General features: G+C 65.2%; 1 protein-coding gene and 1 pseudogene. Both read left to right on the top strand.

The genetic code is table 11. The features are described 5' to 3' along the window. Positions 1–109 precede the first annotated feature (109 nt). Positions 110–934 (top strand): FkbM family methyltransferase, encoded by an 825-nt coding sequence (locus AC1D00_RS42485; RefSeq protein WP_477014833.1) that lies wholly within the window; start codon positions 110–112, stop codon positions 932–934. A gap of 24 nt (positions 935–958) precedes the next feature. Continuing rightward, a pseudogene (locus AC1D00_RS42490) lies at positions 959–1,075 on the top strand (VOC family protein); the annotation flags it as partial.

Raw genomic sequence — 1,075 nt, forward strand, 5'->3', positions numbered from 1 at the left:
ACTTTCCCGGATTGCGCTGCGCTCCATCCGGGCTACAGACCGCTCGTGAAGATTGGAGTCCCCGGCAAAACCGGCTATGCATGCGCCGCTTGCAACGAGGACCACCTGCTTGACGCCCGACAACGCCCCTTCGTCCGCGCCATTCGGCACATATGCGCCGAATGCGGCGCAGGCCGCGATCATTCGCCTCGCGACGCAATCGGGGCTGAAGCGCGGCGCGTTCCGGCCCTGGCTGTCGCGGCTGGTCAATTTGCTGCGCAGCGGTCCGGTCGATGTGCAGTATCAGGGCGCCTCGTTCCGCTTCTATCACCAGGGCAGCGCGACCGAGCGCGGCGCGCTGTTCAACCCCGACTACAATCTCGACGAGCTCGACTTCCTGCGCCAGCACACCCCGTTGGCCGGCGTGTTCGTGGACGTCGGCGCCAATGTCGGCACGTTTGCCCTGGTGATGGCGCGGCAGGTCGGGCCCGCGGGCAAGGTGATCGCGATCGAGCCGCATCCGCTGACCTTCGGACGTCTCTCCTTCAACCATGCCGCATCGAAGGCGACGCAGGTCCGCCTGGTGCAGGCCGCAGCAGGCGACAACAACGGCGAGCTGATGATCGAGAGCGGCGGCGGCAATCTCGGTGCCACCCATGTCGTCACCGGCGCGGCCAGCGCCGATGCGATCAAGGTCCCGTCGCTGCGGCTGACACGCATCCTCGACGAGGCCGGCGTCACGCGGGTCGATGCGCTCAAGATCGACGTCGAAGGCTTCGAGGACCGCGTGCTGATCGGCTTCTTCCGCGACGCGCCGCAGTCGCTGTGGCCACGGGCGGTGGTGATCGAGCATCTGTCACAAAAGGAATGGCAGCAGGATTGTATTGCCGACATGGTCTCGCGCGGCTTTGCGATCGCGCGCAAGACACGAAGCAATACGTTCCTGTCACGCTGATAGGGGTGAACAACGGAGGCTGCGATGATCGACCATTTGGGTTTCTCCGTCTCTGACTATGAGCGCGCGAAGGCGTTCTATGCGAAGGCGCTGGCGCCGCTCGGCTACAGCCTGATCATGGAGGTCACGGCGGAGCAGACC

This window comes from Bradyrhizobium sp. P2_E8 (genome assembly GCF_056403875.1).